Below are 26,037 nucleotides of genomic sequence, written 5' to 3' on the forward strand. Positions count from 1 at the left end.
ACCGCCTGCACCCAATCTCATTCCGCGAAATATTACTGCGCTATTTTCAAAACAATTTTCCCAAAGTGGGCATCCTCATCCATAGTACGGTGCGCGTCAACAATCTGTTCGATCGGGAATGTCGCATGAATCAGCGGCACAATGGTGCGATCCGCGAATTTCGGCAACGCGCGACGGGTGAATTCGGCGACGATTTCCCCTTTTTCTTTCACGGGGCGTGAGCGAAGCACAGAACCGATAATCTGCTGACGCTTTACCATCATCAGAGCCAGATTTAACTCTGCCTTAATGCCACTGGTCACACCAATAATGACGAGTTTCCCTTTGTAGCCAAGTGAGTTCATGTTCGGTGCAAGATATTTTGCCCCAATATGATCAAGAATAAGATCGACGCCCGCTTTATTGGTATATTCTTTAATAATACCGGTGAAGTCAGGATTTTCCTTGTAGTTAATCACAAGGTCGACGCCCAGTTCTTGTACGCGATCTATTTTTTCCGGCGAAGCGGTGACGATGATTTTGCAGTTTGGTGCCAAGGCGCGGACAAGTTGGATGCCAGCGGTATTGACACCGCCGCCGCCGCCATGAATGATGATGGTTTGTCCATCTTCGAGTTCGCCAATCATGAAGATATTCAGAAACGCCGTAATGTAGGATTCGCACACACACGCGGCTTCTTCAAAACTCATGCTGCTTGGAATCGGCATGAGGTGATTCGCATACGCGACGGCATATTCCGCATATCCGCCACCACCGACCAGTGTCATCACGCGGTCGCCCACCTTCCAGTTCGTCACGCCATCGCCAAGTGCTTCTACGGTGCCAGCCACTTCCAATCCCAAAATTTCCGAATCACCTTTGGGTGGCGGATAATTCCCTTCGCGCTGCACAATGTCAGGACGGTTAATCGAAGATGCTACCACTTTAACCAACACCTGCCCTGCCGCGGGAACAGGTTTTTCTGCTTCGCCGACACGAAGGACGTCTAGGCCACCAAAGCCTGAGAGTAAAACTGCTTTCATCGAATAAACCTCCGAAAATGTACTATCTGATAATGAAACTCTGTTCTGAACTATACCAACCATAGCGCGTAAAAGTCTACGGCACTTTTGCAAGAAAAAAGGAGAATGCTACTCTTCTTGAATAGCAATTTTCACCTTAAAGCCGTTTCCAGGGGAAGAGTCAACCGTGAATGTCAGCCGCTTTCCGTAGTAGTTTCGCAGCCGTTCATAGACGTTACTCAGCCCGACGCCAGACATATTACCAACACCCATTTCAAGTATCTGCTGACATTGTTCCTGCGGAATACCATTGCCATTATCGGAGATATTCAGCAGGAAAATGCCACTATCAATCGTGGCATCAATCGCAATATGCCAATCACCCGGAACATTCTTAAAACCGTGCGCAATGCTGTTTTCAACCAAAGGTTGAATGATAAGCTGCGGCAGATGAAAGCGAAGTGCCTGTGGGGAAATAGTAAAGACAATATGGATTTTATCACCAAAGCGGGCTTTCTCTAGCTCAAGATAACTTTTAACAATTTCAATTTCAGAACTCAGCGGCACCGTTCCTGAGGTACTTTTAAACGTAACACGGAAAATTTCGCTCATTTTCAAGAGAAGGCGACGTGCTTTAGGCGGATCGATACGAATGAGCGACATAATAGTGTTCAGCGAATTAAAAAAGAAATGCGGGTTAATCTGCCGCTGTAAAGCCAACAGCTCCGCTTGTACCGAAAGTTCCTTATGTTTTTGCAGTTTTGCGAGTTCTATTTGGATACCGATAAGTTGTTGCAGTCCATTGATAAGCTCACGGATATACGGAGAAAAATGTCGTTCGCCCCAATTGTGCAAGATCAGCAAGCCAGTCACTTGCTCAGACGCAAACAACGGCACATAAAGCGCGTGATACACGTATTTTTCCTGCTTCCCTTTGCGCTGAAGCTCATCACGAATAGTTACAATCTCGCCAAGTTGCATAGCCTGATGTGCATGGCGAGTGAAGAGAAACTGCCCCTTGCGACTTTCATGTAGGGTGGGCGAATCGTCGGCAATCGCCAAAATCTCCTTCCTGTCAGTGATCGCCACGCTGTCGACCGGAATATGGCGACGGATAATCTCGCATACCCCTTGAGCCGCTTCCGGCGAAATTCCCCCTTTGAGAACAGTAATCGTGCGACTCGCAATCTGAAGCGCATTCGATGCGGCAAAACTATGCTCTTTGTGGCGTTGCGCTTCCAGAAAATGCAGGACATACATGAGCAGCAATGCGCCGGAAAATTCAACCAGCAAGGTTGCTGGTCCACTTTTTGTGAACAAAAACAGCGCCACCGGCGAAGCAGATAAAATAGTAGGGAACAGAAGAAATTTTCCGAAACTTATCACAAAGATGTGCATAGACGCTTTCAGCGGGTGGAAATTTCCGTGCGAACCAACCCATCCAGCGGCAAGTCCCATAGCAATACTGAGGAAGCACAGCGGAATAGCCAGCCAGTCTGCTGTGAGCAGGTGAAATATTCCCGCTGTCGTCCCCAGCGCCAACCCCATCCCGATACCGTATAAATACCCACCAGCAAGCACAAGCGCCCCATTCGAATACAGGTAGGTTCCGTGGTAGGGGATGGCAAGCATTTCACCAATACCAAGTACGGCGAAAAAAAACAAAAACAACCGTATATCAAAACGATTCAGGATATTACTCGCAAACTCGCTTCGTAAAAGCGGATGTTTCCCGAGAAGTAGAATAATCGTCGCATATACCGCGCAGTGCTGCAACAAGCTCACCAGCAGATGCAGATTCGAGAGCGGGTCTATATGGAGAACAAGATTTTGCAGCGTCACAATATTTCCTCAGAGATAATTTACCGTACTATCGAAAATCCTATCCGCAATTGTGTATCTTTATCAAGGTTGTAATCGAGCAAACTTTCACCATGTCCAGTGAAAAGTTGAAAGTGCAAAAAACCACCCGTACGGGCAAACAGTGGTCGACGCAACGGATACGAAAGGTCAAACTGCCCACTGCCACGCCCACTTGTACCTATATTCAACTTGGTTGACAGTATCCACCCCTCCTCGTTGCCGTAGCGAACTACCCAGTCCGCATATCCACGATAGCGTTGAATATCAGCGTTGTCTTCTTTTTCGAGATAGAGATAGAATTTTGGAGCAAACGCCAGTGATCGCCCATCGCGAAACGTTGTGTGCCAGACAGGCTGGGCAAAAATTGTGTTCGTACTCCGGGAGCTTTCGCCATCCTTGCCATTCGATTCGTGTTCAAAACCACCGCGCAATAGATTGGGCGTCAACCCTTTCCCCTGCGAAGCTCCTTGCCAGAAAAAGCTTGGACGGTAGCTCGTGTCGTGAAAGGGAGCCGATTCTGCGCCGATGTTCCAGAGCGATGTTTGTGTGTACCCTAGATACATGCCTGCTAACGGCGGAAACCATTCGACTGGCAAACTATCCGGATCGAGAAGGCGATACTTGAAACTCAATTGAAAACGTGAATTCAAATCCCGCATCCCCCCCACCGTAAAGTACAGTGGTTCATGCGTGGTAAATGCCGGTTCATCGACTGGCATAAACAGGTATTCCGTCGTTTCCGTAGTATCAGCAGCAGGCGACCCGGCACCGTCCAGTGCGACACGTTCTGACGTAGCCAGAGCATGTGCTGGGAAAGCCAACAAAACAATGATCAAACACCAGAACAGAGCGGGTGTGCTTGGATGGCGCACGGTGCACCTCATTTCAGTAATTTTACGCATATGTTTGATCATGAAACATAGAGTGCTCCCGACTGTCCAGCAAAATTTTAGGAGAGTACGCGCTGCTGAATGATCGGTCATGCTGCTCCTGCTTGTTTTGGTTCATTCTCCCTCTTGACTTTTCTCGCGCTGAGCGCAAGAATCGCCATCTAGTTCTTATTCAAAAGATGTTCTATAATTTCTTCAGAGAGGCGGGATAAAGAGGGAAATGATTCTTGAAATGGTCATTTTCAGCGCGTTGTTGTTCGCTTTTTCGGGTATTCCAGGACTCTGTTTTTGGAATGCGTCAGCGGCTCGGCAACGCCAAGCTGAAACGATGTCTCTCTGTATTGCCCTTCTTGGCTCGGCGTGCGGCTTGGCTGCTATCGTTGCTTTTTTTGTATGCGACTCTTCGGCGCTATCACTCCCCATTGCAACCTTCCCGTGGTTTTCCCTCGATGCGATTGCGGCATTTTTTCTCCTTTCGCTCTTCTTTGTCGGCGGAATGTGCAGCTGGTATGGCTGGGGGTATTTTTCGGTAACCACAGAAGGAAACAACGCCCACACGCTCCGCTTTACACTTGGAATGTTACTTGGCAGCATGGTGATGATATTCATTAGCGCCCATGCAATGCTCTTTCTGATTATGTGGGAAGTGATGGCACTGGCGGCGTTTTTCCTGATTATGACACTGCGCCACCGCGATAACGGAGTAGAGCGAGCCGGTTTTGTCTATTTGGCAGCGACCCACACCGGAACGCTGAGTTTAATCGCCCTTTTTGCCCTGATGGGGGCAGAACAGGGACATTGGTTTTTCCCCGCCGAGCCGCTGCTCTTAGCAGGATACGCCGCGCCGGTACTTTTGCTGACTGGGTTATTTGGCTTTGGTCTAAAAGCAGGGTTGATGCCGCTGCATATCTGGCTCCCCAGTGCGCATGCGTCCGCTCCAAGTCATATTTCGGCGCTCCTTTCTGGCGTGGTGATTAAATCTGGGATTTACGGATTGATTCGACTGAATGATTGGGTCGCAGTTATTCCACCGTGGTGGGGCTGGACATTGCTGGTTCTCGGCGCATTTTCGGCATTTTTTGGTGTCGCCTACGCGCTAGCACAACACGACATCAAACGATTGCTGGCCTATCACAGCGTAGAAAACATCGGTATCATCCTCATCGGGGTAGCGCTTTTTTATCTCGGGCGAATTTATGATCATCCTGCCATGCAGATTTTCGGGCTGGCGGGCGCCTTATTGCACGTGCTGAATCATGGTCTCTTTAAGTCTTTGCTTTTCCTGAGTGCCGGTTCCGTTATTCATATGGGGCAGACGCGCGAGATCAATGCGTATGGCGGCGTGTTGCGGCATGCTCCATGGACAGGAATTGCCTTTCTTGGTGGCGCAGCTTCCATTTGCGCGCTGCCACCGCTCAATGGATTTATTAGCGAGTGGTTTGTCTACCTTGGTCTCTTTGAAACGCTCACCTATTCACACGCTATCTCACTTCCTGCGTTGTTGGCCGCTGGTATCCTAGCGATGGCAGGCGCATTGGCACTGGCCTGTTTCGTGAAAGTGTTCGGCACCGTATTTCTTGGCGAATCGCGCCAGATTGCTCCCGAAAAGCTGCACGATCCGGGCTGGAGTATGCGCCTGCCGATGGGACTGCTCACGCTGGCGTGTGTGCTGATTGGGCTGTTGCCATCACTCCTAGTGAACCCGTTGCTTATAGCGACCAATGACGTCACTGGAGTGCTGGCGGCAATCACCTCGTCGTTAACATGGTTCAGCGTTACAGGGCTACTCGTGTGGGGTGTGGCGGGGATAGCAATCTGGTGGCTGGTACGTCGGGCGCGTTATGCTCCGCGCAGCTCGACTTGGGGCTGCGGCTATCTTCATCCGACGGTGCGCATGCAATACACCGCGTCATCATTCGCCCAAACGTTGGTTCATCTGTTCCGCTGGGGAGTCGGCTTTCACCGTTCCCGTGGCGTTGCCGAAGGGGTGTTGCCCGCCGCTATAGCATTCCATACAGAGTCACACGATAAAATTTTGGATAGCGTACTCCTTCCGACTACGGGCCAATTCCAGCGCGGATGCAGTGCGATTAAATCGTGGTTAACGCGGGGATTTGTTGGGATCTACTTGCTCTACATTGCGTTAACGCTTGCTGCTTTGCTCTTTTGGACGTTCTGGGGAGGGGTCGCATGATACTCGCTCGCATCGTCTTACATCTGACCCTTCTGCTGCTGTTTGCACCGCTGCTCTTAGGCATCATCAATAAAACAAAGGCATTTTTTGCGGGACGTTATGGTGCACCATTCCTGCAACCGTATTTCGATATCTGGAAATTGTGGCACAAAGGGATGGTAATCAGTCGCGTGACGACATGGATTTTCCAAACAGGCCCAGTGCTCGGCTTCTTTGTGCCGTTACTGGCGGTGCTATTCTTACCACTAGGGCCGCTTGACGCACCGTTTTCTTTCCAAGGCGATGTGATCCTTTTTCTTTACCTATTCGCTCTGGCACGTTTCTTTGTGGCAACAGCCGCCCTTGATACCGGTTCGAGTTTTGAAGCCATGGGTGCCGCTCGTGAAGTGAGCTACGCATCACTGGTCGAACCAACGCTGCTCTTTTGCCTGATGACGCTGATTCTCCTCGCTGGTGATTCGTCGTTGGGCGCCATGTACAATCACGCGGTAATTCGCGCTGGTTGGGAACACCACACCGCTTCGCTTGGGGTACTCTCTTTTTGCCTGTTTGTTGTGATGCTGGTAGAGAGTTGCCGCATCCCGTTCGACGACCCCAATACCCATTTAGAACTTACCATGATTCACGAAGTTATGGTGCTTGATCATAGTGGCCCCTCCTTTGCGCTGGTATTGCACGGCGCTGCCATGAAGCTCTTTGTACTCGCAGCCTTAGTCGGAAATATTGCCTTTCCATGGCGCACGGATCAGTTGGTTTTCGATACCCTTCTCTTCCTCGTCGGCATGATGGCGATAGCCGTGTTGGTCGGGGCAGTTGAATCAACCATTGCTCGACTGCGTTTGATCAGAATTCCGCAAGTTTTAATTGGCATCATGGCGATCAGCATCGTTGCCTGCATGTTGTTGATGAGGTGAATCATGACGTCATTTGCTGAACTGCTGCTGCTGAGTGTCCTGCTGATAAATTTTCTTTTGCTCGGATCTTCGCGTCTTGGCGCACTGATACGTGCGGTTGCGCTACAGGGGGTGGTGCTGGCAGTGCTCGTGTTGGTTAGCCAAGGGATAAGTCTTCACAGCGTCTCGCTCGCCACAATTGCGCTCGCCCTCAAAGGGGTGATTATTCCATGGTATCTTTCCCGCGCGATGGCCGATATTAAAATCCGGCGTGAAGTGGAACCGGTGATTGGTTACATCCCTACGTTGCTGCTGGGAGCAGTTATTACCGCTCTTGCCTTTCTTTTTGCGCAATCGTTGCCACTCATTGATGCCCATGCCACTTCGCTGTTAATACCGACGGCTCTTGCGGTACTTGGAACCGGTTTTTTGTTACTGATTACGCGGCGCAAGGCGATTACGCAAGTTGTGGGGTATCTCGTTTTTGAAAATGGAGTTTTTCTGATTGGTCTCCTACTGGTTGATGCGATTCCGCTGGCAATCGAAGCGGGTATTTTGCTTGACGTTTTAGTGGGTGTATTTGTGATGGGAATTGTGATGAACCATATCAACCGCGAGTTTTCGTCGATCAATACCGAAAACCTCTGTTCGTTGAGGGATTGATATGTGGATATACCTCCTTATCCTGCTGCCATTACTCTTTTCAGTGCTCGTACTGACCGTCCCTTCCTTTCAGTTTCGCTCGTGGCTGCTCCTGCTCAGCGGGCTCCTTTTTGCCGGGATTGGTGTGCCGCTGGCGCTTGGTCTACTCCCTGCCGAAGTGGATACCCTGTGGATTGGCCTTGATCCGCTCGGGCAGGTTGTCTTATTCGCCACGTCACTATTGTTTGCCATGTGCGCGTGGTACGCGGTGGAGTATCTGGCCTATCGTCAGGAACGGGGCAATCGGATCTTTATTTTTTGTCTGCTAATTTTTCAAAGTTCCATGATGCTGGCAATTGTGTCGCGTCATTTGGGATTACTGTGGTTTGCCGTTGAAGCTACGACCATCGCCAGTGCGCCACTGATTTACTACAACCGCAATAGCCGCTCTATTGAAGCGACATGGAAATATATGCTGATTTGTTCGGTAGGAATTGCACTCGCCATGCTTGGCATCCTCTTTATCGGCTATAGCGCTTTGCACGCGCAATTACCAACGGTGCTTATTCTCGACGAACTGCTGCATCATGCGGCAGCGCTCTCGCCGCCATGGCTCTTGGCGGGATATGTATTTATGCTTGTCGGATTCGGCACGAAAATGGGACTTGCGCCACTCCACAGTTGGAAGCCCGATGCCTATGGCGAAGCTTCTGGGCTCGTTGGCGCGCTGCTAGCGGGCGGCCTGACAAGCGTCGCGTTTCTGGCAATTTTACGCGGAGTACAGCTAATGAATGCCGCAGGACAAATGGCAACGGCACAGCAAACACTACTCGCCTTGGGACTTCTTTCGTTAGTGGTGGCAGCCATTTTTGTGATGCGCCAGCCTGACTTCAAACGGATGCTCGCCTATTCAAGCGTCGAACACGTCGGAATTTTGGCCATTTCGGTTGCCATTGGTGGCGCGGCACTTTTTGGCGGGATGATTCATCTGATCGGCAACGCGCTTGTCAAAGGGACGCTTTTTCTGGCAGCAGGGAATATTCATCGCCGTTTTGGCAGCAAACACCTTTCGCAAGTACGTGGCGCATTGGCCGTCCTGCCTATGTCAGGTGCGATTTTCATTGCCGGCTTCTTCGCCGTCACCGGAACACCCCCAGCAGCACTTTTCTTCAGCGAATTCACCATTGTCCGCGCCATATTCAGCGCTGATAAACCTCTGATCGCACTGGTTTTTCTGGCCACGCTAGCGATAGTCTTCATCGGGATGGCGCAAACGGTTTTCCGGATGTCGTTTGGCAATGCCGATGCCAGTGTAGCCGAAAATCCCTATCGTGATTCGTGGCGCACAACACTGCCACCATTGCTGCTGCTTCTCGCAACCATCACACTCGGTATCTATCAGCCCGAACCGCTGGTGGCATTGCTGTATCAAGCCGCTGCCTTGCTAGGAGGTAGCGCATGAGTAGCTTTATCCCGTACTGGAACGGTGTGGCCATCCCACGCCAGTCGGTTCCCGTTACGGCTTACGCCACATTTAGCGAAGTGATGCGAATCATGATCAGCGAAGGGGCGCGCGTGTTAGCCTATTTTGTCGCACCACGCTCAAAGAGCGACGAGTTTCAACTCTTTGCCCTGCTCCACACCGGCGAAACAACGCTAGAAATTGGCTCGACCATCATCGGGCAATGTTTTGATTCACTGGCCGCCGATATACCACAACTGCAATTGTTTGAAAGGGAAATCGCCGAACAATACGGACTAGAACCACTCGGCCACCCGTGGTTAAAACCAGTGCGCTTTCATGCGTCCTGGCGTACAGGAGCCGATGTGTGGCATCGTCCGGCTGGTCATCCCAGTGTTGGCGAAATGGCGTATTATCACGTGACGGGGCACGATATTCACGAAGTTGCTGTTGGTCCCGTACACGCAGGGGTCATTGAACCGGGGCATTTCCGCTTCCAGTGTTATGGGGAGGAAGTACTGCACCTTGAAATTTCACTTGGCTACCAACACCGCGATGCCGAACGATTGATTGAAAGGAACGGGGTATCAACCCTGAGTTTGTGGCAAGCGCAAACGCTGGCAGGAGATACCACCATTGGCCACGGTACCGCATGGTGCGCGCTGGTAGAGGCGTTAAGTCATGCTGAAATTTCGCCGCGTGCCGCAACGATCCGTGCTATCGCGCTTGAATTCGAACGGCTTGCCAACCATGTTGGCGATATCGGCGCGTTGGCAGGCGACGTGGGATTCCTCCCAGTGGCATCATTCAATGGACGTCTGCGTGGCGATTACCTGAACCTCACAGCGGCACTCTGCGGGAACCGCTTTGGTCGCGGACTATTGCGGCCTGGTGGGGTACAGCACGACATTTCTGACGGGTTGGCAGGAACGATATTGGCAACACTATCGACTGTCGGGCGCGACACACACGGGTCGCTCGACCTCTTTTTTGAAACACCATCGGTATTGGGACGATTAGAGCGGGTTGGCGTTGTCAGCGAGCACGCAGCTCGCGAACTCGGGTTAGTGGGAATGGCGGCGCGGGCAAGTGGCATTCGTGGCGATGCACGCAGTGACTTTCCTCTCTATGAGTCAATGCGACTACAAGCAGGTGAAGCGGCTACAGCGAGCGGTGGCGACGTGTTTGCGCGCGCTAGCATTCGGCAGCAAGAAATCACCACCAGCCTGAAACGCATCGAGGGTGCCTTACAGAAACTCCCCGGTGGCGCGCTTTGCGTGGCAGATGCGCCGCTCATATTGCAACCCGAACAGATTGCCTGCACCTTGGTTGAAGGGTGGCGCGGAGTCGTCGTGCATGTCGGACTGACGGATGAACATGGCAAGTGGGCTCGGTATAAAGTGGTCGATCCGTCATTTCACAATTGGAGCGGACTGGCAATGGCACTACGCAACGAAGAAATTTCTGATTTTCCACTGTGCAATAAGAGTTTTAACTTGTCGTACTGTGGGCACGATTTATAGGGAAAGGTGACTGTATGCTTCACACGCTCCACGAACGCTGGCGTCAGGGCTATCGCACTGCCCCGTGGCCGCAACAACAACCAACATTGCCCGAACGGTATAGCGGCGCGCCGTTGTTCGATCAAACACGTTGCACTGTCGGGTGCGTTGTCTGCCGTAACGCCTGCCCGACGGCAGCGATTACGACAACACCACACTGGCAACTCGATATGGGGCGGTGCGTTTTCTGCAACGAATGCGCGCAGGCGTGCCCATCTGGAGCGCTACAAATGAGCCGCGAACATCGTCTCGCAGCACGACAGCGCGAGGGGCTTATCGTCACTGCGACGAACCATTTCCGTCCGTTGCTGCCGGAAGCGGCCTTGCCAGGGGCGATTCGCCGTATCCTTGGTCGCTCCTTAAAGCTGCGGCAAGTGTCCGCTGGTGGGTGCAATGCCTGCGAAGCAGATGTCAACGTACTGGGAACACTTGTTTTTGATATGGGACGGTTTGGGGTGCAGTTTGTCGCCTCGCCACGCCATGCCGACGGGCTACTGATAACCGGTCCGGTAAGTGAAAACATGCGTCACGCGTTGCTAGAAACCTACGTCGCCACACCAGACCCGAAAATCGTGATAGCCGTTGGCGCCTGCGCCATTTCCGGCTGCCCGTATCACGATTCACCAGAAACACACAACGGTGTTGGCGATCTCGTACCAGTCGACCTCTATATTCCCGGTTGCCCACCACATCCATACACAACTTTAGATGGGATTCTGCGTTTGCTGGGAAGGCTCACAGAGCCTGCCGAAATACTCGGCGAAAGGCGACAAACGCGCACCCACTCACCAGCGCAATGACGCCGAAAAGGACAGTGTAGGCATCAACCGGAATGCTCGGAAGTGGTATCGAAAGTACCCGCCCCGCCGCAGCCGTTCCCAGTGCACCTGAAAGGAAAAAAGTCAGGTTAAACAGTCCCATCCCAACACCCGTATTTACCCGTTCCAATGTCTCAGAAATGGTATTGGCAAGTGATGAATGGATAATGGAGAAGCCACCATTGCCGCATACTAAACAAAGTGCCGTCACCCATGGATCAAAACGGTGCAATACCATCAGCGCGATGAGTCCACTTCCCAAAATGACAATTCCGCCCAGTACAATGCGATACGGTGTCAGTCTGGCGGAAAATTTTCCGGCAAAATATCCGGCGAGCGCGCCACTCATCGCTCCAGGAAACGTGACAAGGCCGATCGCCATTGTATCCAGCGCATGGACATCACGCAGCATGATGGGCACGGCAAACATCATGGCAAACGCGGGGGCGATAGCGAGAATCACAATGATGAGTCCACTGCGATAGCGACGCAGACCAAACAGCGCTGGTGGCAAGAACGGGGCGCTGACACGGCGGATATGCCAGGCAAATAGTGCTGCGGCGATAACAGCGCCCAGCAATAAATCCCAACGCCCCTTGGTGACGGCAAATAACAGTGCCGTAATAGCGACCGCAAAAGCGGTCGCGCCAAAGAAATCAAACGGGCGGGGGTGTTTTATTTCGTCCGGGAGAAAGCGGCGAAATGCTGGGATGACAATGAGTGTTGCCAGTGGCAGAAAAAAGAGCGCTTTCCAGCCGAAGTTACCCGCCAGAAAACCTCCAACCAATGGCGCGATGCCTGCCGCAAAGGCAACGGTTGACGCAAACATTCCCAATACCGTCCCTTTTAAGTGGGCTGGGGCATAGAGCGTGGCTAGCATCATCCCCAGCGCGGGGATGCCAGAAGCGCCACTTGCCTGAATTAAGCGCCCGATCATCAACCAAGCAAACGAATCGCCCACATATCCAACCACTGAACCGAGGCTAAAAAGACCAAGGCCAACACTGATCAGATCGCGGATGGCAAAACGCTCTGCCAGCTTGGCGTACAGCACCGAGCCAAGAGCGAACATGACCACGTAGGCGCTGACAACCCAACTCACGGTTGAAGGGGAGAGGGAAAACGTAGCAGCAATATCGGGTATAGCGACATTGAACATGACGCCGTTGAGTACAGAAAAAAGGATAGCAAAGGCGAGAATAGGCATAATGCGAGTTTGTAAGAGTTTGGCATCTAGTGGTTGGGGAGTGTTGGTCGGTGACATGCGATATTCCTGCGTCAGAGTTCGGAGAAGAATAAAAAAACCGAGAGCGGAAACTCTCGGTTAATTAAGGTTTAAAGTGGTGCAGGAGGCGGGACTTGAACCCGCATGACCGTTGGACACTACCCCCTCAAGATAGCGCGTCTACCAATTCCGCCACTCCTGCGACGAGGCAGGAGATTACAGAAAAACAGCGGACTCGTCAAGCGATTTTTCCTCGTTTATGAGGAAAGTCCAAGGAGGCCGCTCAAGCGGTTCATAGTGATTTCTTGGTGCGCTTTTTGGGCATACATTCCGGCTTCCATGAGCATCTGCGAAGTCGTTAATTTGGTAATCTCACGTGCCAAATCTACACCGCGCAGGCTTTGTTCTGCGGCCGATTGAGCAATAGCGCTTTGCGCAAGGTTATTGATGTTCGCCTCTTCGCGATTGACTTGAGCACCAATAGTCGCGCGGGATGAATTCACGGTTGAAAGCGCTTGGTCGATAACGGCAAGAGAGTTTTCTGCTCCAAGGTTTAAACCGTTAACACCCAGAGAAGCACTGTCAAAACCACCAAGTATTTTATGGCCGTTAAATTCGACCATCTTGGCAATATCGTTAATGCCTTCTGCCATTTGTTGTGCTTCATAGGCGATGATTTGCCGATCATCATCGGTCAATGTCCCGTTCTTATACTGCACCGCCAATTCACGCATCCGTTGCAAGGAATCTCCAACACTGCTCAGCCCGCCATCTTTGGTTTGATTCATACTAATGGCATCTTGCGCATTGCGCAGAAGATTAAAATTTTCGGTTACTTTGGCCGCAAATCTCTCCCCAATAACCACGTTCACCGGGCTGTCGGTGGTAAGGGCTTTGCCTGACGAAATGCGCTTGGCCGAATCAACAACGTTTTGATACGACTGCTGGTAATTGCGCTCAAAAGCTCCTGATATATGTTTGCTGGTGATCATGGGACACCTCCTTGTGAAATGCGTGCGCCCGAGAGAATCATAGGGAGAGTATAGTACTCTCTGTCAAAAAGTCAAAGGCTTGCCTCTTCTCATGCCAAGAAGAAAAGGTCAGTTACACCTGATAATACTCCCGATACCAGCGCACAAAGCGAGCAACCCCTTCTTGCACTGGGGTGCTTGGCTTATAGGCGATTTGTTTTTCCAGCTCACTCACGTCGGCAAAGGTGTCAGGTACATCGCCAGCCTGCAGTGGCAGGAGTTCTTTGATCGCTTTTTTATTGAGCGCTTTTTCGATTGCGTCAATATATTCACTAAGTTTTACTGGGTTGTTATTGCCGATGTTAAAGATGCGATAGGGCGCGTTGCTGGTCGCAGGGTCTGGGGTGTCGCTGTTCCATGCAAGATTCGGTGCAGCGATTTGGTCGCTGGCGCGGATAACCCCTTCGACAATATCGCTGACGTAGGTGAAGTCACGGGTATGGTTACCATGATTGAAGACTTGGATCGGTTCACCTGCAAGTATGTTTTTAGTAAAAAGAAAGAGCGCCATATCGGGTCGTCCCCAAGGGCCGTAAACAGTAAAAAAGCGGAGTCCGGTGGTGGGAAGTTTATAGAGGTGGCTGTAGCTGTGTGCCATCAGTTCGTTGGCACGTTTGGTAGCGGCATAAAATTGGAGCGGGTGGTCGACTCCATTGTGTTCACTGAAGGGCATTCGGGTATTCGCGCCATACACGCTGCTGGTGCTGGCGTAGGTGAGGTGTGGTGTTTCGGCATGACGGCAGGCTTCCAGGATATTCGTGGTCGCGACGATATTGCTTTCGACGTAGGCGTGGGGATTGACCAGCGAGTAGCGAACTCCGGCTTGCGCGGCCAGATGGATGACGCGGTCGAAACGGTGGTCAGCGAAACACTGTTCCACAGCTTTCAGGTTGGCAAGGTTGTCACGTATAAAAAGAAAGGTATTGCCAGTGCGGGTGGCAGTTTCGGCAAGAATTTTAAGACGTGTTTCTTTGAGAGCAGTGTCGTAGTAATCGTTAACGCTATCAAAGCCGACAACGCTGTCGCCCCGTTCAAGGAGTGTTTTCGCGGTATGAAAGCCGATGAATCCGGCGCAGCCGGTTACAAGAATGAGCATGAATTTCCCCTGTATTTTCCATATTTATGCGTTACGAGCGGGTAGCGAGAGGCAGAATTTTGCTCCACGTCCGCTGTTCGCCCCTTCGATGTTGCCGTGCATTTTTCCCATAATCATGCGAGCAAGCGAGAGTCCTATCCCAGTGCCGCCTTCGCCTTTCGTAGAGGTGAAAGGCTCAAAGAGTTTATCGGGCAGGAGTTCTTCGGCTATGCCGCCGGCGGTGTCTTGAAAACAGACTTGCGCGACTTTTTCGGAATGTTGATTAAACGTGATAACGATGCGGCGATAGGCTATTTTTCGTTCAATAAAAGCATCACGGGCATTATTAAGAAGATTCAGAACGACTTGTTTGAATTCATTGCGATAGCCAATGGCGGGCAAGGGCGGCGTGAGGGTCACTTCGATATCGACTTGAATATTATCAAGAACGAATTGTTTCGAAAGCATGCTCAACACTTCGCGAACTGCCATTTCCATATCAAAATTCTGTGGTTCTAACGATGGCTTGTAGAAATTCCGGAAGTCTTCGATGGTTTGCGACATAAAACGGACTTGTTCGGCGACAGTTTCTGATATGCCAGTGAGTTCTTCCGGCTCGATTTCGCCATAGGCGTACATTTCAGGCAAGTCAGCAACGAGGAGGTTAATGATATTGAGTGGCTGGCGCCATTGATGGGCGATAGCACCAATCATAGTGCCTAATTCTGCCATTTTCGATTGCTGTATCAACATTTGCTGGCTGAGTTTTCGTTCGTGCTCCATACGTTTTTTTTCGGTTACATCGCGCACGACAGCAAATGCAGGAGCGCCCGGAAGGCGCGGCTGGCAATAACAGGTGTATTCCGCTAGAAACTTGGAGCCATCAGCGCGGGTGAGTTCCATTTCGGCATCGCGCGGCACCGCGCGTGCGGTGCAGGAGGCTCGATTATTGCCAGTACTTTGTGAACACAGGCCGAGGTCGGCTGGGGTAAGCTGCATCATTTCTTCTGGTGTGTAACCAAACATCTGGCAGGCACTTTGATTCATTTCGGTGATAAAGGTCGAGTTACCTTGGGCGTCAAAGCGGTGGATAATGATTGCATCGGGAACGGCATCGAACAGGTTTTTATAGGTTGCGCTGGCAAGGTTGCGTTCACGTATTTCTTGTTCTACTTGTTTGGCGAGCGTTGCGTTGAAGTCGACAAGTTTTTTTTCGAGTTGCGCCCGCGTTTTGGCGTAGTAAATAGCCCGGATAAGCGAGTCGTTTGAAAAAGTCCCCTTGACAAGATAGTCTTGCGCGCCAACTTCGAGTGCTTCAAGCGCAAAGGATTCGTTGTCGTTTCCAGTGAGGACGATGATAGGAATCATCGTCGCAAGCGACAGGGCTCTGAGATGTTGCACGGTGGGTAACCCGAACGAGTCAGGTAACGATAGGTCGAGCAATATTACGTCGGGACGATGATGCGCCAGCACGGCTTCGGCTTCCGCGAGTGAGGTGACCCACTCAATGTCAAAATGCCCTACGGGGGAGTTCTTGAGAGCTTGCCGAATCAGTCCCGCGTCGCCAGGTTCATCTTCAACGAGCAGTACGCGAACCGTAAAGTTAGCATTCATGTGTTGTTCTCTGGGAGTTTTACTAAGGTAAACCAATACCCTTCGAGTTGCCGAATGGCGATGGCAAATTGTTCAAAGTCAACGGGTTTTGTAATGTATCCCGCTGCGCCGAGTTTATAGGATGCAATAACATCGCGTTCGACGTCGGACGTGGTAAGCATGACGACAGGAATGCCGCAAAAATCTTCGTCTTTTTTAAGAGCGGCTAAAAGTTCGCGCCCATCCATGCGTGGCATATTCAGGTCAAGGAGGATTAAGTCGGGGCGTGGCACACGAGAAAACGTTTCCCCTTGTCGGCGCAAAAATTCAAGTGCTTCCACACCATCCGATACATGGTGAACTTCAGTTAAAACCCGGTTCTCCTGTAATGCCATTTTTACGAGGTGAGCATCGGCGGGTTCGTCTTCAACGAGCAGAATTACAAACGGTTTTACTTGAGCATGATTCATTTTGGTTTCCTATTGGGTAATTCAAGGTACACAGTTATTCCATGCGCATGCTGAGAATCCAGCCATATGCGTCCACCACAACTCTCGACAATTCGCCGTACAATGGCTAATCCAACTCCCGTTCCTTCACGGTCAGCATGTTGAAGTTTTTCGAACACGCGCAGCACTCGCTGGTGATACTCTTGCGGGATGCCTCGTCCGTTGTCGCTTACTTCTATTCGCAATGCAGTCTTTTCTTGATAGCTTCGGATAGAAATAATTGGCGGAATGTTTTCGCGCTGATACCGTACTGCATTATCGATTAAAATAGAAAATATATCTTTGGCGCGCCCGGCGTCAAGAAACAGGGGTATTGTACTGTGGCACGTAATGGTTGCGTTGCATGCTGATAGCAGGTGGCTTTTTTCGTGCTGGATTTTGTTCACTAACTGGCAAAGGTCGAGCGGTTGTATTTCGCCCCGTGGTTCACTGGCGGCGAGGTAGAGCTGTATGTCGCGCACGATAGCGCGCAGTTGTTCCGCCCCTTCTTCAATATAGGTGATGGTCAGGGTCGTTTCGTCGTCTAATGTTGTGCCGTGCATGTGTTGGCGAAGTCGTTTGGTATAGGCGGCGATGCGACGGGTCGGTTCCTGAAGGTGGTGGGCGGAGATTTCGGCAAATCGTTGCAGTTCAGCATTCGCACGGTTCAGTTGTAGAATGAGGGTTTCGCGCTCATTGATGATTTGTTCGGTCGAAAGTCGTTTGCTGGCTCGCCACCAGCTAAACCACAAAACAAGAATGCCGACGACCCAGAGTGAACCATATCCGAGAAGGTTGGTGTCGAGCTGCCGTTTGAGTACCATAATAATAACTAAGCTGCTCCATACTGCTGCGAGCAGAGTAAAAAAAATGGACATCCACCGTTCTAGGTGTTGCAAACGGGCAAGCGAGTTACTGCTCATATTGTTACGGGATTCGTTGTTTTGGGAATGGTAAAATAAAAGGTCGTCCCATGCCCATCGCCAAATGACTTAATCCAGATTTTACCACCGTGCTTTTCGACAATTTTACGACATATCGCAAGGCCGACGCCATTGCCGTCGTATTTCGCTCGCGACTGAAGGCGGGAAAATACCTGAAAAAGTCGGTGTGCTTGTGAAGGATCGATGCCAATTCCGTTATCTTCGACGGAAAAAATCCAATTTTTATCGCTTTCTCTGGCGGTGATGGTGATGTGTGGTATGCGCCCAACCGGTTGGTATTTCAACCCGTTGTCGACCAGATTTTGAAACAATCGAACCATCTCGTCACGACTCAGCGTGAAAGCGGGAAACTCTCCGTTGATTTCAATGATAGCTTGGGTTTCTAGAATGGCGGGTGCAAGAAACGTGAGGGCTTCGTCGAGTGTTTCCCGCAGACTGACCACGCCGATCGGATCACTTTTGCGCCCGATACGCGAGTAAGCGAGCAGTGAGACAATCATTTGATCCATACGGACGGCACCATCAGTAGCATAATGAATGCAGTCACGCGCCGTTTGGGATATATCACCACCCAGTTCTTTGGCAAGGATTTGCAAATAACTGTTAATCATTCGCAATGGCTGCCGCATATCATGCGACACCGCATACGCAAATTGTTCGAGTTCGGTGTTGGATCGTGAAAGATCGTCAAGCAGTTTTTTGCGAACGGAGATGTCGCGTGCAATCCCTTGCAGCCCGATAACAGAACCGTTACGGATCTGAGGGGCAACACTCACACCAACGGTTATGGTTGAATGGTTGCTCCGGAGAATTTGCAATTCTAAAAGCTGTATTGAGGTTCCTTCCATAACTTGCGCAAAAGCCTTCATGGCAACTTCAAGTGACTCTGGGGCTATCAGTTTGATAAAGCTCGTCCCGACGATTTGTTCGACTTCCCACCCAATGACGCTTGGAGTGGCAGGAGAGGCATAGGTAAATATGCTGGCATGATCAATTTGGAAAATCATGTCGGTGGTGGTTTCGACGATCAGACGAAATTTTTCCTCGCTGTCGCGGCGTGCTTCGTCCAAGCGGTGCTGTTCTGTAATGTCGTTAACCGCAAGGAGGAGTACCGTCCCTTCCTCCTGACGCTTTGGCGAAAAAAAGGCGGCGAATTCACTTCTGCCAGTTAAACGGACATGCACACGACCATTGCAGCCACGCAAAGTTGTTTCGATATTTTTATCACGTGGGCTTTTGAAAAACGATGGATAGCGAGCGAGAAATATGCGCCGTTCATTTTCGGAAAGATAATTTACAAACGGCTGGTAGGTAAGGTCACTGATCGACAAACCAAGCATATCGGCAAAAGTCTGGTTCAGTTGCAGGATAATTCCACTGCTACTCAGGGTTAAATATCCATTGGGCGAAAAGTTGTACAGCCGGGCGAAAGCATCCCGCGCCTGTTCCATGTGGCGTTGTGCAAGCCGTAAATTTTCATTTTGCACTTCAAGCTCGGCTTGGTAAGCAGCAATGCCAACCCCTTGCGTTTGAGCGGTACTACTTTCTAATGCCACATCAGGAAAAGATGAATGGTCAGAATTACGCATGATGAGTTCCAAGTTCAGGGGTAAGTGTTATGTAAAAAGCGTCTGCTTCGCTGCTAAGTGGTAGCTATACTACCGCATATAAACGCTCAATTGCCAATTCAATTTCACGCAATGTGGCCATTTTATCAGCAATCCAAAGTGGGGCGACTAACACTTCGTGAGCTGGAGCATCCCCCGTGAGTCGTTGCACCACAACGTGTGCAGGGAGCGTGGCGATAGCGCTGGCGACAGCGGCAGCGTACTCTTGCCGCGTCGGCATGGGAAAAGGGTTCGCATGATAGAGCGTGGCAAGGTCAGTTCCTTCCAGAATATGCAGCATATGGATTTTAATCCCATCTATTCCTGCTTCGCCAAGCTGCTGCACATGCGCAACCGCCTCGTCCAGTGTTTCTGTTGGGAGGCCAAAAATAACGTGCACGCAGACGTTCAGTGAACGATGGCGTAAGCGAGCAATGCTATCGAGTGCAGTGGCAACGCTATGTCCACGGCGGATAAACTGGAGCGATTCGTCCTTCAGGCTTTGTACGCCAAGTTCAACCCACACTTCGTAGCCACGGCGTGAAAATTCGCAGAGCACATCGAGTATTTCATCCGGCAAACAGTCTGGTCGTGTCCCCACGGAAAGACCTATAAAGTCAGCACTCTGGTCAAGCGTAGCTTGCCACAGCTCGCTGAGTTGCGCTGGAGTGCCAACGGTGTTGGTGTAGGCCTGAAAATAGGCCACAAATTTTTCGGCTTTAAAGCGTCGTTTCAGGTAAGCAATATTGCGGATCACCTGAGTAGCAATGTCGTGACTATTTTCGGCGGCAATGGCGGCGGCGGCGCCACTGCCGGAGCAGTAAACACAACCACCTTCCTGACGAGAGGTGCGGTTCGGGCAACTAAAGCCGGCATCAATAGGAACTTTATAAACTTTTTTGCCGTACCGCTGCCGATAGTATTCACTCAGGCTAAGATATCCTTTGGCACTCAAACAGCGACCTCGACCCGATAGACGGGGTAGCGAACGGGAATTCCCTGTGTTTGCAAATAGGCTTTGGTTTCGTCAATGGTATAGGTGCCAAAGTGAAAAATTGATGCCGCAAGTGCAGCGTCCGCCGCCCCCTTGGTGAAGCCTTCGGCAATATGTTCGAGTGTGCCAACACCACCACTGGCAATGACAGGAATGCCGACGCTGGTAGATACGGCACGGGTAAAGTCTAAATCGTAGCCCGCTTTTGTGCCATCCCGATCCATACTGGTCAGAAGGATTTCGCCAGCACCGAGCGCTTCCATTTTCTGTGCCCATTCTACGGCATCAATACCCGTGCGATTGCGTCCGCCGTGAGTGAAAATTTCCCATTTCCCCGGAGCAACTTGCTTGCCGTCAACCGCCACAACAATGCACTGCGAACCAAAAACTTTAGACGCTTCACGCACTAATTCGGGAGTATGCACCGCGGCGGTGTTGATGCTCACTTTATCGGCACCAGCTCCCAGTAAGGCGCGGATATCTTCGATGGTACGAACTCCTCCGCCAACGGTCAGCGGAATAAAAATCTGATCTGCCGTGCGCCGCACGACATCCAGCAGAATACCGCGATTATCGCTCGAAGCCGTGATATCAAGAAACGTAATTTCGTCAGCCCCTTCGGCATTATAGCGTTTGGCAACTTCGACGGGATCTCCGGCATCAATCAAGTTGACGAAATTGACCCCTTTAACAACCCGCCCGGCAGCAACGTCGAGGCAGGGGATAATTCTTTTTGTGAGCATAGACCACCTTCTACTCTGAATATGATGCGCTGTTTCTGTCTTTCTTCAAAACAGGGTGGATACTATCAAAGAAATCATTTCCCGCACAGAGGAACCCTTCTCAAGGTAACATTTTTTCGACGAGGACACTGCCGAGCTGAACCTATTGGGAGTATTGAAGCGCTCCTGAAAGCATACTGGCACGAAAAATTCCTTGCGTTTTTTTGCACTCTCCGGCATAAAGAGCTTCCTTTTAGAGGGCCCGTAGCTCAGTTGGTTAGAGCTCTCGGCTCATAACCGAGCGGTCCTGTGTTCGAGTCACAGCGGGCCCACCATCATGCACATTACGAACAGCCACCAGAACGCGCCAAAGCGTATCAGGTGGCTGCTTTAGTTGTGCCGTATTGAGCCTACCCTAAATTTTTCGCCAAATGATCAAGCAGTATCTTTCCCTTCTTTTCCCCGATAAGGGTGCAAACACGCTCTGGGTAAGCGGCCATTTCCTCAAAGCTGGCAAAATGCATCAGAAGTTGCTTTAGGGTTCCAGGGCCGATTCCGGAAAGTGAGAGTAGCGTGCTGGTCTGGCTTTCACGGTCGCGCCCTTTGCTGTGAGCGGTAATGCCAAAGCGGTGCGCTTCGTCGCGTACGAGTTGGAAAATCCGTAGTGGTGAGTTTGGCTTAATGGCGAGTGTATTTTTGCGTCCGGGAAGATGAATTTCGTCAAATATTGACTTTGCCTCCCCACGCCGTTTGGCACTGCGTCCTTTTGAGATAGCAACGGTAAGCGGTAGAGAAACGCCCGCTTCGCTTAATGCTTTCAGTGCCATATCGAGTTGCGATGCGCCGCCGTCAATCACCAGAATATCGGGATGGGGCTCGTGCGCCAACGTTCCCGTAAAACGTCGCAAGAGCGTGGTGTACATCATTTGATAGTCGTCGTTCTGCGTAAATCCTTCGAGCTTGAATAAGCGATAGGCCGCCGGATGAAGTTCCCCTTCCTCCCACACGGACATCGAACCAATGGGATAGCTTCCCTGAAAAGCGGAGATATCGAAACATTCAATGCGACTCAGGCGAGTAAGGCCAAACATCTGCCGCAATTGTTCGCTCAGGTCGGCCTCAACTTTTTCGCGATGGCGGCTGAGATTCATCTGCGCCAGCTCTAGTGTCCGTTTTTTATAACCCCGTTGCGGTGTGATAAATTCGATCCGGCTTTCACGCAAGAAATGGTGAACACTTTCGGGTGCCGCAAGGTTGCAGATAATCATCTGTGGTGGCTGCAATCCGGCGGCGTACTGGCCGATAAGGGATTCGACCGCATCGTCGTCACTTTGTGCTCCAGCCAGCCGTTTGACAAGGCTTCCGGAAAGCTTGCCATCACGGACAATCAGCATGGAAGCAAGGTAGCGCTCCTGACGCGGCAAGGGTTCAATCCAATACACATCCGCATCATAGCTGCGTTGATCAAGTACGGTCTGGCTCGCAAGCACGGTAGAGAGCGACGCAAGGCGGTCACGCACTTCGGCGGCACGCTCAAAGTCGAGTACCTGCGCGAAATGGCGCATCTGCTGTTCCATTCGCTCGATTGTCCGCTTACTCTTTCCTTTGAGAAAAGCAATCAGTTCATCAAGTTCGGCACGGTAGGCCGCCGCAACATCATATACGCAAGGCGCGAGGCAATTGCCGATTTCGTATTCGATACACGGCTTGGTACGCCGTGCGAACTCGGTATTGGAGCAGCTGCGCAGCTTATACAGATGCGCCAACAGACGTAAGAGGCGAAACACACTGCTGCCGTGAACATACGGGCCAAAGTAGCGTGCTCCATCGGCTTTTATGCGGCGTACCGTGTCAATGCGGGGATATGGGTGACGGAAATCGATGCGGATAAAAGGGTAGGTTTTATCGTCACGCAGCAAGGTATTGTAGCGCGGCTGGTGTTGCTTAATAAGCGTGTTTTCGAGGATGAAGGCTTCGTTTTCGTTAAACACGCGCACGCACTCGACGTGCTCTACCAGAGCCACCATTTTGCTGATTTTCGGCGAAAGGTCGCTGCTCAGATAGTTTTTCAGTCGTTTTTTCAGCGACTTCGCTTTCCCGACATACAAAATGACTCCACCAGAGCCAAACATTTTGTAAATGCCTGGCTCGTCGGGAGCCGTTTGAATCATTTCTGCCATCAGCATGATGGTTTATGGTTTCGGTGATTGCGCCGCTTGAATACTATCAATGCGGTTTTGAATCTCTTGGGCAATGGCGGGAGCGTCGCCTGCCAGTTCCAGTGCTTGGCGATAGAAGCGTATCGCTTCTGCCATATTTCCTTGTGTATCGTACACATATGCAGTGCGGTGCAATGTATTGAGCCGAAGCGTGTTGTCTTCAGTCTTGACCCGTCCATATGCCGCCAGCGCGGTTGGATAGGCTCGCAATTCAAGAGCGCTATTCCCTTCCATATACGCTACCAATGCGGCATCAGCACCGCTATAGGGTTTGGCTTGGAGGAGTGTGACAACGTCTTGATATTTTCCAGCCGCATAGAGGTCGGCAAGATAATTGTAGTAGCTGGCACCCGAAGGGAACTGTTCATAAATTTCTTGCGAAAGTGCAAGCCGATCTCCTTGGTTGGTGACAATGACATCATATTTGATGTTTAGCAGTGCCAGCCGTTCCTGCGTATCGCGCGCGTGGCTCAGGCTGATGTTAATGTAACGGAGCGCTTCGCTCCGGCGATCAAGTTTGCCGAGCGAATCGACAAACATTAAGACGATATCACTATCGGCGATCGCTTTTTGTTCTACCTCTTTTACTAACTCCTGATGACTGCCAATCGCATAGAGCTTGCGCAAGTACAGGCGACGGAAGTCGTCGTGCAACGGGCTGAATTTGGCCATCACACTGGGAGCGGTTGTGGTAAAATTATTCCGCAGATAACTGGTGAGCGTCGCCATGACAGTGCGATCCGTTCCAAATGCGCGGAGATACCGCTCCCCTTGCTGGAGCAATTTATCGCCCTTCCCTTGCTGTGCGGCCAAGGCAATATACTGCTGCCAAACCTCACGGCTGGGCGCGGAAAGGCGCGGCAAAATAGCTTCAAGCCGTTCGAAAGCAACACGGAAATTTTTCTGTTCTAAGGCGATATTATACTGGTAGTAAAGTAATTCGAGCGCATTTTCGGGATCAAGCTTATTGATTTGAACCTTTTGCGCCACTTCAAGCGCTTCGTTGATCTGCCCCAGATGGTACAGGTTGCGCATCCGGTCGAAAATAACAGTTTCCATGTGCGGGTAGTTACGGCTAATGGTATCGAGATAGGCAAGTGAGCGGCGATATTCACCCAGTTCGTAAGCAATGCTCGCGGCTCCATGACGGGTTTCGTCATCCGGTTGGCCTTCCAGGAAAACATCATAGGCAGCCAATGCACTCTTTAAGTCACCTAAAAACTCATACGACTGTGCCATGTAATTGGCATTGATGGCCTTGAGCGCCTTGGTAGTATCTTTGTTGTCCGAAATAAGAAACCAGCGCAACGCTTCGCGGTAATTTTCCATCCCGAACTCAGCGAGGCCAAGCATATGGATAGCATGCGCATCGTCACTGTGTTCATTGACATATTCCACCAGAAGGGTCGCCGCTTCGCTGAAGAGCGAGTCTGCCAGAAGCTTCCGTGCTACTTGCAAGTTGTCGACATTCGCCAATACGGTGCCACTCCATAGCAGCATCACCAGCAGGCCAGAGGAAAACAGGCGCGTGAAATTAGCGTTCATAAACCGGCTTTCCACCAAAAAGTGTCAACGTGTTACGCCCAACAACCTGGCGCCCTTTGAAGCAAGAGTTATGCGATTTAGATGCGAAGTAGCTATCGTCAATCGTATCCGTCGCGGATAAATCCCATAGCGAAAGATCGGCTATGCGCCCCACGCTAACGTCGCCAAGGTCGCTACGCCCCAAGATGGCCGCTGGTTTTACGGTAAGTGCAGCTATCAACTCCTCCAACGTCATTTTTCCTTGATGCACAAGGTCAAGCGTCACAGGTAATGCCGTTTCCAGCCCGATAACGCCGAAGGGTGCGTTGTCGAATTCTTTCTCTTTATCGCCAATGGCATGCGGTGCGTGGTCAGTGGCAATGGCGTCAAGCGTCCCGTCCAGCAGTCCTGCTATGCAGGCAAGGCGGTCTTCTTCAGAGCGGAGCGGTGGGTTCATTTTGAAATTGGTATCGTAGGTTTCGATGGCACTATCATTGAGGAACAAATGGTGCGGTGTCACTTCAGCGGTGACAGGCAGACCACTGGCCTTCGCCTGACGAATTAACTCGATACTCCGCTTGCTTGATACGTGACAGAAATGGACGCGATTACCAGTATAGTAGGCCAGCTCGATATCGCGTGCGACGCCCAACGATTCAGTAATATCAGGAATCCCTTTCAGGCCGGTTTTTGACGAGTAAAACCCTTCGTGCACCACGCCACCTTTGCCGATGTGCGGATCTTCGGTATGTGCGGCAATCAACGCGTTCCACATGGAACTGTATTCGAGCGCAATTTTCATCATTTCGGCATTATCGACGTTTTTGCCGTCGTCACTAAAACCGATGGCGCCAGCTTCCAGCAGTTCTGCCATCGGAGTCAGCACTTCACCTTTCATCCCTTTGGAAATCGAACCATACGGCAACACGCGGCATTTGCCATACGCTTTGGCCTTATTCACGATATAGGTCGTGACGGTTTTAGAATCATTGACGGGTAACGTATTCGGCATGCAGCAGACGGTACTAAATCCCCCTTTAGCCGCCGCATCCGAACCGGTATGAATGTCTTCTTTATATTCTAAGCCAGGGTCGCGCAGATGAACATGCAGATCGATAAAACCGGGGAAAATGTGTTTGCCACGCGCATCGATGACGGTCGCACCCGCTGGTGCTTCAATCGAAGGAGCTATGCTGGTGATGGTGTCCCCATCAATTAGAATGTCGCAAACTTCGCTTCTCTTCGTCGCAGGGTTGACAAGGTGGCCTTGTTGAATGAGTAGCATAGATT

21 protein-coding genes and 2 tRNA genes are annotated in these 26,037 nt (G+C 51.1%); 7 read left to right on the plus strand and 16 right to left on the minus strand.

Translation table 11 applies throughout. The features are described from left to right. Positions 1 to 32: 32 nt before the first annotated feature. The 3 genes from P304_RS0100770 to P304_RS13305 form a co-directional block, all read right to left on the minus strand. On the minus strand, positions 33 to 1,022 hold the full coding sequence (locus tag P304_RS0100770; RefSeq protein WP_027388986.1) for an NAD(P)H-quinone oxidoreductase: 990 nt from the start codon (positions 1,020 to 1,022) through the stop codon (positions 33 to 35). A gap of 108 nt (positions 1,023 to 1,130) precedes the next feature. Then, positions 1,131 to 2,843 carry a histidine kinase gene (locus P304_RS0100775; protein WP_027388987.1) on the minus strand — a complete coding sequence of 571 codons (1,713 nt, stop codon included), beginning with the start codon at positions 2,841 to 2,843 and terminating at the stop codon, positions 1,131 to 1,133. Positions 2,844 to 2,863: 20 nt separating this feature from the next. Next, positions 2,864 to 3,736, minus strand: a complete 873-nt coding sequence (locus tag P304_RS13305) for a phospholipase A (protein ID WP_160164989.1) — start codon at positions 3,734 to 3,736, stop codon at positions 2,864 to 2,866. Between the two features lie 238 nt (positions 3,737 to 3,974). Here P304_RS13305 and P304_RS0100785 point away from each other — a divergent pair, with 238 nt between their 5' ends. The 6 genes from P304_RS0100785 to P304_RS13310 are packed head-to-tail and all read left to right on the plus strand — an operon-like array spanning position 3,975 to position 11,307. After that, positions 3,975 to 5,948, plus strand: a complete 1,974-nt coding sequence (locus P304_RS0100785) for a proton-conducting transporter transmembrane domain-containing protein (protein WP_034763463.1) — start codon at positions 3,975 to 3,977, stop codon at positions 5,946 to 5,948. Then, entirely contained in the window at positions 5,945 to 6,862 is a 918-nt protein-coding gene (locus P304_RS0100790; RefSeq protein WP_034763466.1) for a respiratory chain complex I subunit 1 family protein, read from the plus strand. The genes P304_RS0100785 and P304_RS0100790 overlap by 4 nt, the downstream gene beginning before the upstream one ends. A 3-nt stretch (positions 6,863 to 6,865) precedes the next feature. Then, positions 6,866 to 7,504: a hydrogenase gene (locus tag P304_RS0100795; RefSeq protein ID WP_027388990.1), complete on the plus strand. Its 639-nt coding sequence runs from the start codon at positions 6,866 to 6,868 to the stop codon at positions 7,502 to 7,504. A 1-nt stretch (position 7,505) separates the two neighbouring features. Beyond that, complete coding sequence (locus P304_RS0100800; protein ID WP_027388991.1) at positions 7,506 to 8,945, plus strand: proton-conducting transporter transmembrane domain-containing protein; 1,440 nt, start codon at positions 7,506 to 7,508, stop codon at positions 8,943 to 8,945. After that, positions 8,942 to 10,468, plus strand: a complete 1,527-nt coding sequence (locus P304_RS0100805; RefSeq protein ID WP_027388992.1) for a hydrogenase large subunit — start codon at positions 8,942 to 8,944, stop codon at positions 10,466 to 10,468. Before P304_RS0100800 ends, P304_RS0100805 begins: the two co-directional genes overlap by 4 nt. 14 nt (positions 10,469 to 10,482) lie before the next feature. Then, entirely contained in the window at positions 10,483 to 11,307 is an 825-nt protein-coding gene (locus tag P304_RS13310) for an NADH-quinone oxidoreductase subunit B family protein (RefSeq protein ID WP_051321285.1), read from the plus strand. Here P304_RS13310 and P304_RS0100815 read toward each other — a convergent pair. From P304_RS0100815 to hisF, 10 genes are all read right to left on the minus strand, one after another. Continuing rightward, on the minus strand, positions 11,243 to 12,589 hold the full coding sequence (locus P304_RS0100815) for an MFS transporter (protein ID WP_027388993.1): 1,347 nt from the start codon (positions 12,587 to 12,589) through the stop codon (positions 11,243 to 11,245). The genes P304_RS13310 and P304_RS0100815 overlap by 65 nt on opposite strands. 77 nt (positions 12,590 to 12,666) lie before the next feature. Then, positions 12,667 to 12,752 (minus strand) — tRNA-Leu (locus P304_RS0100820). Between the two features lie 55 nt (positions 12,753 to 12,807). After that, positions 12,808 to 13,542 (minus strand): flagellin, encoded by a 735-nt coding sequence (locus P304_RS0100825; RefSeq protein ID WP_027388994.1) that lies wholly within the window; start codon positions 13,540 to 13,542, stop codon positions 12,808 to 12,810. Between the two features lie 112 nt (positions 13,543 to 13,654). Beyond that, positions 13,655 to 14,677: an NAD-dependent epimerase gene (locus tag P304_RS0100830; RefSeq protein ID WP_027388995.1), complete on the minus strand. Its 1,023-nt coding sequence runs from the start codon at positions 14,675 to 14,677 to the stop codon at positions 13,655 to 13,657. A 24-nt stretch (positions 14,678 to 14,701) separates the two neighbouring features. Beyond that, positions 14,702 to 16,270 (minus strand): response regulator, encoded by a 1,569-nt coding sequence (locus P304_RS15810; protein WP_027388996.1) that lies wholly within the window; start codon positions 16,268 to 16,270, stop codon positions 14,702 to 14,704. Further along, the gene (locus P304_RS0100840; RefSeq protein WP_027388997.1) at positions 16,267 to 16,719 is read right to left on the minus strand and encodes a response regulator; all 453 of its coding nucleotides are present in this window, start codon (positions 16,717 to 16,719) and stop codon (positions 16,267 to 16,269) included. Before P304_RS0100840 ends, P304_RS15810 begins: the two co-directional genes overlap by 4 nt. Then, positions 16,716 to 17,660, minus strand: coding sequence for a sensor histidine kinase (locus P304_RS0100845; protein WP_027388998.1), 945 nt, complete (start codon positions 17,658 to 17,660; stop codon positions 16,716 to 16,718). The genes P304_RS0100840 and P304_RS0100845 overlap by 4 nt, the downstream gene beginning before the upstream one ends. Beyond that, positions 17,657 to 19,270 carry a sensor histidine kinase gene (locus P304_RS15815; RefSeq protein ID WP_027388999.1) on the minus strand — a complete coding sequence of 538 codons (1,614 nt, stop codon included), beginning with the start codon at positions 19,268 to 19,270 and terminating at the stop codon, positions 17,657 to 17,659. Before P304_RS15815 ends, P304_RS0100845 begins: the two co-directional genes overlap by 4 nt. Before the next feature lie 64 nt (positions 19,271 to 19,334). Then, entirely contained in the window at positions 19,335 to 20,243 is a 909-nt protein-coding gene (gene mnmL, locus P304_RS13325; protein WP_051321286.1) for a tRNA modification radical SAM protein MnmL/YtqA, read from the minus strand. Beyond that, positions 20,240 to 21,025 carry an imidazole glycerol phosphate synthase subunit HisF gene (gene hisF, locus P304_RS0100860; RefSeq protein WP_027389000.1) on the minus strand — a complete coding sequence of 262 codons (786 nt, stop codon included), beginning with the start codon at positions 21,023 to 21,025 and terminating at the stop codon, positions 20,240 to 20,242. Before hisF ends, mnmL begins: the two co-directional genes overlap by 4 nt. 237 nt (positions 21,026 to 21,262) lie before the next feature. Between hisF and P304_RS0100870 the strand changes: the two genes are divergently transcribed. Continuing rightward, positions 21,263 to 21,339 (plus strand) — tRNA-Ile (locus P304_RS0100870). A 75-nt stretch (positions 21,340 to 21,414) separates the two neighbouring features. Here the strand turns inward: P304_RS0100870 and uvrC are convergent. Genes uvrC through P304_RS0100885 form a run of 3 tightly spaced genes read right to left on the minus strand, consistent with a single transcriptional unit; the run spans position 21,415 to position 26,032 of the window. Further along, positions 21,415 to 23,184, minus strand: coding sequence for an excinuclease ABC subunit UvrC (gene uvrC / locus P304_RS0100875; protein WP_160164990.1), 1,770 nt, complete (start codon positions 23,182 to 23,184; stop codon positions 21,415 to 21,417). A 12-nt stretch (positions 23,185 to 23,196) separates the two neighbouring features. Continuing rightward, positions 23,197 to 24,768 carry a tetratricopeptide repeat protein gene (locus P304_RS0100880; RefSeq protein WP_027389002.1) on the minus strand — a complete coding sequence of 524 codons (1,572 nt, stop codon included), beginning with the start codon at positions 24,766 to 24,768 and terminating at the stop codon, positions 23,197 to 23,199. Continuing rightward, entirely contained in the window at positions 24,758 to 26,032 is a 1,275-nt protein-coding gene (locus P304_RS0100885) for a dihydroorotase (RefSeq protein WP_027389003.1), read from the minus strand. Before P304_RS0100885 ends, P304_RS0100880 begins: the two co-directional genes overlap by 11 nt. Positions 26,033 to 26,037 lie beyond the last annotated feature (5 nt).

Source organism: Chrysiogenes arsenatis DSM 11915 (assembly GCF_000469585.1).
In the GTDB taxonomy this organism is placed as follows: Bacteria; Chrysiogenota; Chrysiogenetes; order Chrysiogenales; family Chrysiogenaceae; genus Chrysiogenes; species Chrysiogenes arsenatis.